We start from the raw sequence: 6,508 nt of genomic DNA, 5'->3' as shown, positions 1-6,508 counted from the left end.
ACCCGCTACGACAAGCTCGCCGTCCGCTACGAGGCCACCGTGCACATCGCCGCAATCAACGAATGGCTCTAACCGACTTCGATACAGGCCCTAGGTCAGCCGTGACCGACGACGAGATTCCGCTTCCGCCTGAACCGGCCGCGCAGCAGGACGAGCAGGACTCCGGGAACACTCCAGCCCCAGTGGCCAGCGGGCGTTCGCGCGCCCAGCTCGACGCGATGACCGCGGCCACGTGGAATCAGGTCAAAGCCCTCAACGCGAAACTGAAGTGGCTCGCCGACAAGGTCAAGGAGCTCGAAAGTCGCGCAGAGGACACCGCCGCCACTCTGCCGCCGTGGTTGCCCTTCGAACCGCCTGCGGCCGCCGAAGACGACCCGGACAGTCCAGAGAGTCCGCTGTTCACCCTCGTGCACTTTGTCGAGTACTACAACAGCACTTACGTCGGCTATCCGGGTACTCGCGCGAACGCGATCCCGGACTGCTGGCTTGAACACCCCGGCCTCGTCGCCGAGGTCGCGACCCTCACCTACACCTGGCGTGCCGCCCACCTGGGTCCCAAAGCTACTGCTCGCGACGCACAGCACTGGCACGACCGTTACCGCCCCGCGTTCGCCGTCCGCATGGCCACCGAATGGACACATACCCACTGCCTCACCCAACAACACCGAAACGCCCCAACCCCAACAAAAACCGACCGCTACACGCTGGAATGGCGTGCCAAGCAAGAACAAACCGAACCGAGCAGCACCGTCGCTACCGCCGGTGCGAGCGCAGCCAGCTCCTCCGCTTCTGCGGACGCTGATGCACAGCCAGAAGATGGAAGGACAACACCATGACCTACATCGTCACCATCACCGCCTTGCCCGCCACCGGCACTCAACCGCTTCGCGTCCACGCCAGCGGCCTCGCCGCGCTCGATGTCCTGGACTGGCTACCGAAAATGCACCCGCCGGCGATCAGCAGCATCACCATTCCGGACCGAGGTATTGTCGCACTCGCTGACGTGGTCAGCGCCGCACAAGAAGAAGCGACGACACCAGAACTACGCAAACGCTGGGTCAACGCCATGTGCCAAGCCCTGCTCCACGAACTGCACGGACCACCGCCAGGCCCCGATCCGACGTCAGCGGTGCCGCAAGAACAGGACTGGGTTCGAGCGGGACGATGGTGGGCCTGCACAACCGCTCGCCCGCTGGATCGCGACGTACTTGCCCACATGCGTGTTTACGGAGAACGAGCGAACGCGAAAGAGCGCCATCACGGGTTACGCATCCTCGAACACGCAGCAGCAGCCAAGCGCCTGGGAGAGAACGAACCGGTCGTATGTGCGCGCAGCGGTCCGTGGATCAGTACTGACGCAACGATTGCTGCACGAATGTTAGACCGTGACTAGAGGCTCGACCACGCCCTGGACGAAGTTGGGCCGCGTGTGGCAAGACGACTTCGGAGTCCGATACGGGCTGTACTGCGACGGCGCCGACCAGCGCTGGGGCATGGGCATGGGGCGGTACGCTGTGGGCCGTCCGGCCGACTCGCCGGAATGTGACTACCTGCTCGGAAGTGGTTGTCGTGATTGAGCTGTTGCTGGCCGTGTTCCTAGTGCCTCATCAAGCAACGTTGGGTAGGTAATCCGGGCGACGGATCTTGGAGTTGACCGCGAAGTGACGCTTCGGGTGGTAGTGGCGGTTGCGCCAGCGGAGGTAACCTGCGATGGCGGATTCCTGAGCTGCGTGGCTGGGATAGTCGCTGCCGTCGAGGGTGAAGTAGCGGACCGCGGTGAATTCGCACTCGATCCAGTTCAGCCAGGACGCGTTGGTGGGCGTGTAGACCAGCTCAATGTCGTGATCAGCGCACCAGTTCCTGACCTCGGCTTTGCCGTGTGGTCCGTAGTTGTCGCAGACCAGGTAGAGCTTCTCGCTGGGGAAGCGGCGGCGGAGTTGCTTGCAGAAGTCGAGGAACTCCTGCCAGCGCTTGCGGTCGCGGAACCGGTAGAATATCTGCCCGGATGCGAGGTCGAGGGCGGCGAACATGTGCCGGCCCCCGCCGGTGCGGGTGTAGGTCGCGCGCTGCCTCGCTGGTCGGCCGCGGGGGAACCAGCCGCGGCCTGGTCGGGGTTGCAGGTTCAGTGGCCCGAACTCGTCGACACAGATCACTCGCCCGTCAGCGGGCGGGTGACCGTAGAGGTCGAGGATGCGGGCCTTCTTGGCCACGAAGTCGGGGTCCTTGCTGGCTTTCCAGGTCTTCGTCGCCTGCCAGGGTACGCCTGCCTTGCGCAGGATCTGCCGGACGGTTTCGGTGCTGGCTTTGATCCAGGCGTGTTCGGCGAGGTAGTTGACGAGCTTGGCCAGGCTCCAGGTCGTGAACGGCAACCCCAGCTCGGCGGGTGTGCAGGCGGCGATGCGGCAGATCTGATCACGGGCGGCCGATCGGAACTTAGCTGGTCGGCCGTCCCTCCATTTTGGGGACAAGGCCGCGAAGCCGGACTCGTTGAACGCGTGGATCACCTCGCGCACATAGCCTTCGGTCGCGGCGTACATCGCGGCGATCTCCCGCGCGGACCGGCCTTGCACCGAGGCCAGGACAATCCCAGATCGCCTCAGCCGTACCCGGTCCTTCGCCGATCTTGTGATCTTCACCAGCCGCTGGGCTTCCTCGGGTTCCAGCGACCACCTCCGGTTGACGTGCCACCAGCCTCACCTCCACAGCCAGCCTCGCGATCATCGGCCCGGATGTCCACGCGACGCGATGACAACGTCAACGTTTCTTGATGAGGCACTAGATCCTGGTCAAAAGTCCTTAAGGCGTGTCTGCTAAAGGTTGGGCAGTCGGTGCGGCCCCGATTTCACTTCAACGTGCAGGGTTGTTCCGTGGCCTCGTGGAAAGAGCCACTAAAGGACACGCGAAAGCACCAGTTCTTGTTGTTGTCCACCGTGTACGGGCCGCCTTTACCGCCGCCCACGGTGTTGTCGACGTATTCGTACATGATCTTGGTCGCGTTCGTGGGCACATAAAATGTCGACTTCTGGCGGAGACCGACCTTGTCGCAGTCGCCCTTCAGTACGTTGCTCTGGGCGTCGAGTGCCCGGACGCACCATCGGTAGACGTCGAGGCTCTTGTTGCTGAACCGGACGAAGTGCTCGGTCGCCGCCGAGGCGGGTACCGCCGTCACGACCGGCACTGTCGCCGCCACCGCCGCGACGGTTGCCGCTACAGCCAAACGCGCCGAGATATACGCACGCATCTCGCGCACCTCAATCCTTGTAGGACTTGATGAAGAACTTTCAACTTTCGTGTTCCCATGCCACAAAACGTCACAAATACCTCAAAGTCAAAGGTGTTCCGCACGGTGTGGAACAGTTTCCCTGTTTCGCGCACGCCGCCGGCGAGTGGAGAACATGTTCGGCAAGGTCACATAAGCCCGCTCATCCCGTCCAAGTACGGCAGCCGCACTTGGGTGATCTTGGCTGGTGAGGGCGTATGGCGGGAGCCCGCTGGTCATGAGGGCAGCCGCCTCATGACCAACTGGAAGTGCTGCTGCCGTACTAGGCCCTCGTCCGAGTTTCACTCCGTGGACGTGTTCTAGCGCCTCATCAAGCAACGTTGGGTAGGTAATCCGGGCGACGGGTCTTGGAGTTGACCGCGAAGTGACGCTTCGGGTGGTAGTGGCGGTTGCGCCAGCGGAGGTAACCTGCGATGGCGGATTCCTGAGCTGCGTGGCTGGGATAGTCGCTGCCGTCGAGGGTGAAGTAGCGGACCGCGGTGAATTCGCACTCGATCCAGTTCAGCCATCGGGGTAGCAGTCACTACCCAGTTCCTCGCCCTCGCCTCCTGGGAGCGGGCGCGCCGGATGCGTCGAGTCCGCTTCTGCGGCATCGTGGACTCCAAATTTTGGTGCTCATCGTGTGGCCTTGAGCGCTCAAGGCCGGGGTGAGCGCCCGGGCGGGTCTCGCCGGGCCGCTCGTTTGAAGTCGCGACGGGTTCAGCCTAAAGCGGGTTTAAGCTCCCGTTCAGCACAAAATCCGGTTACGCTACCCGAATTTCGGGTGGCATTGGAAGCACTCTGATGCTAAGTGGCGGCATGGTGATGCTTGGTTTTCGGCCGCCCCTCCCTGCGAATGTTCGGCGGTAGTCCCAAATCGGAGCAGTGCCACGGCCTCGGCGGCCGATGGCTCAACTCCTCTATTCGGCCGTGGAGTCGTCCGACCTGACTTCTAGCCACGCCTGGACCGGACGAGGCTCTGGTTGCGCATAGTCGGGGCGGTTCCTTCTTCGCGTCCTGTGGCGTGCGCTGACCAGCCGGGATGCCCATTCGAAAGCCGGATGGCCCGCGTGGAGGGCGACGCTGCTGGTCAGCGAGAATGAGGCACAAGCCGTCCACGGCTGTTACCGAACGATGAAGGACGATTACTCATGGCTAAGGCCGCCGAGGCACCCTCCGGCACCCGCGACTTGTTCGCGGACGAGGTACGCCGCCGCAAGGCCGCGTTCGACCGGCTGGCCCAGGTCTTCGAGCATTACGGATTCGACCCGCTGGAGACACCGGCCTTCGAGCGGCTGGAGACCTTCGCCGGCAAGCTCGGCGACGAAGCCGCGGCGCTGATCTTCAAGATCCTCAAGCGCGGCGTGCACGAGGCCTCCGGTGAAGCGGACCTGGCCCTGCGCTATGACCACACCGTGCCGTTCGTCCGCGTCATCGGCACCCACGGCGGCAAGCTGCCTACCCCGTACAAGCGGTACACGATCGGCCCGGTCTGGCGCGCCGACCGGCCCGCTCGCGGCCGTTTCCGCGAGTTTGTGCAGTGCGACATCGACACCGCCGGCGCCTCCTCGATCCTGGCGGACGCGGAGATCCTGTTCGCGATCAACGAGGGCCTGGAAGCGCTCGGCATCGAGGACTTCCAGTTCCAGCTCAACTCACGGCAAGCCCTCTACGGCCTGCTGGAGGCATACGAGATCCCGGCTGACCACGGCGGCCGTGTTCTCGGCACACTGGACAAACTGGACAAGGCCTCACCGGATGCCGTCGCCGCTGAGCTTGCCGACCGCGGCGTGAGCAGTGCGATCGCCGAATCGCTCGTAGCGGATGTGCTCGCCGCCGACACCGATCGTGTTCGCGCGCGCCTCGACACCACGGAACAGGGCAAGGCGGGGATCGCTCAAGTTGATGATCTGCTGAGGATGGCCGACGATTTGCCGGCTGGCCGGGCGCGGTTCAACCCCCGCATGGTGCGGGGCCTGGACTACTACACCGGCGCGATCTTCGAAGTCGAAGCCCCAGGCTATCCCGGCTCCATCGCCTCCGGCGGGCGGTACGACGGCCTGGTTGCCCAGCTCGGCGGACCCGACATGCCCGCGTGCGGTGGCTCGATTGGTGTTGAACGCATCCTGGCGATCCAGGAATCGGGGCACCAGCAGCACCGTGGGCTCGACGTGGCACTGACCGTGCTCGGCGCTCAGGACGAGATCATGCGTCTGGCGAGTCAGCTTCGCCGCCGTGGTCTGCGCACCGGAATCTACCTCGGTAGCTCGGGAAAGCTGGCCAAGCAGCTCAAGTGGGCGAACGAACAACATGCCCGGTGGGTGGTGCTCTACGGCCCTCAGGAGCAGAGCGAGGGCGAGGTCACCGTTCGCGACATGGAGTCCGGTGAGCAGATCCGCATCGCGATCGGCGAAGTTGCGGAGCAGATGTCCCGCCGGATCGAGCAGCCCTAGCGATCGACAGCGCCGTACAACCGCGGTGCTGACCTACTCGGTTCCATTGACCAACCATCCGCGGTACAGTCGTCGGCTGAGCGTGCGCTGTCCGGGGCCTGGGAACACAGATCCAGGCCCCGGAGCAGATGTGAATCAGCAAGCCGCCCACCGGAGAAGTCGCCCGCGCCTGGGGGAACGTCGCCCAACGGCGATGTTCATGACTCGTCTTTCTGGTGTCTGCTCTGCGCAGGCGCGGGTCGATAACGCGCCGGACGCGTACCTGCGGCCTCGTCGCGCAGGCCACCACGACGAGAACTGATCCACTGGCGAGGAGAACGCTGAACGCGCTGACGCCTCCGAAGTGCGACAGCACGTACGCCACGTACGCCACGAACGCGGCGGCCATGGCCGCTGTCCATGTCCGCCCTGGCAGGCGCCGGCAGACTGGGCCTGCTCTCAGAGCGAGCATCACTCCGCACGCCACGATGCCGCAAATCATGAGCATCCCGGCGACGAAACGCACCACGGACAGCTCGTCCATAGCCCTCCCCATCCTCTAATGGCGGACACGCCTGGCACTTCCCGGACCGTCTTAATTCGCCGGGCTGCCAGTGGGGTCCGGCCTCTGCCGGGAACCGCACTGGACTGATCGGGCTCATGGAGTTCGGGTCGAGGTACGGGGGCGCCAGGGCCCCGCCTCGCTATTTCCTGCTGAGCAGCCTAGGGCCTGTATCGAAGTCGTCTCGTGCAAGTTGAGCTGGGAGTTGGCGCTGTCGGGCGTGTCGATGGCCTAAGCAGGTGAGGTCTCCGGTAG

Annotated in this window: 5 protein-coding genes; 3 read left to right on the top strand and 2 right to left on the bottom strand. The window is 64.3% G+C overall.

Going from position 1 to position 6,508, the window contains the following annotated elements:
- The first annotated feature begins 101 nt into the window (after positions 1 to 101).
- Positions 102 to 836: a hypothetical protein gene (locus tag ACFV15_RS47540; RefSeq protein WP_378360062.1), complete on the top strand. Its 735-nt coding sequence runs from the start codon at positions 102 to 104 to the stop codon at positions 834 to 836.
- Positions 833 to 1,393, top strand: a complete 561-nt coding sequence (locus ACFV15_RS47535; RefSeq protein ID WP_378360061.1) for a hypothetical protein — start codon at positions 833 to 835, stop codon at positions 1,391 to 1,393. The genes ACFV15_RS47540 and ACFV15_RS47535 overlap by 4 nt, the downstream gene beginning before the upstream one ends.
- A 214-nt stretch (positions 1,394 to 1,607) precedes the next feature.
- On the opposite strand, the gene ACFV15_RS47530 is transcribed toward ACFV15_RS47535, so the two are convergent.
- Together ACFV15_RS47530 and ACFV15_RS47525 are read right to left on the bottom strand one after the other, a co-directional pair.
- Positions 1,608 to 2,636, bottom strand: coding sequence for an IS630 family transposase (locus tag ACFV15_RS47530; protein WP_378360059.1), 1,029 nt, complete (start codon positions 2,634 to 2,636; stop codon positions 1,608 to 1,610).
- Between the two features lie 206 nt (positions 2,637 to 2,842).
- Positions 2,843 to 3,250: a hypothetical protein gene (locus ACFV15_RS47525; RefSeq protein ID WP_378360058.1), complete on the bottom strand. Its 408-nt coding sequence runs from the start codon at positions 3,248 to 3,250 to the stop codon at positions 2,843 to 2,845.
- A 1,160-nt stretch (positions 3,251 to 4,410) separates the two neighbouring features.
- Between ACFV15_RS47525 and hisS the strand changes: the two genes are divergently transcribed.
- Positions 4,411 to 5,712 (top strand): histidine--tRNA ligase, encoded by a 1,302-nt coding sequence (gene hisS, locus ACFV15_RS47520; protein ID WP_378360056.1) that lies wholly within the window; start codon positions 4,411 to 4,413, stop codon positions 5,710 to 5,712.
- Positions 5,713 to 6,508: the final 796 nt, after the last annotated feature.

The sequence above is a fragment of the Amycolatopsis sp. NPDC059657 genome, assembly GCF_042734395.1.
In the GTDB taxonomy this organism is placed as follows: Bacteria; Actinomycetota; Actinomycetes; order Mycobacteriales; family Pseudonocardiaceae; genus Amycolatopsis.
Note: the sequence above shows the minus strand (reverse complement) of the source record. Positions and strands in the feature narration are given on the sequence as shown.

Excerpts from the sequence above, each read along its gene's own strand:
- ACFV15_RS47535 (WP_378360061.1), top strand. The coding sequence starts at position 833 with ATGACCTACATCGTCACCATCACCGCCTTGCCCGCCACCGGCACTCAA.
- hisS (WP_378360056.1), top strand. The coding sequence starts at position 4,411 with ATGGCTAAGGCCGCCGAGGCACCCTCCGGCACCCGCGACTTGTTCGCG.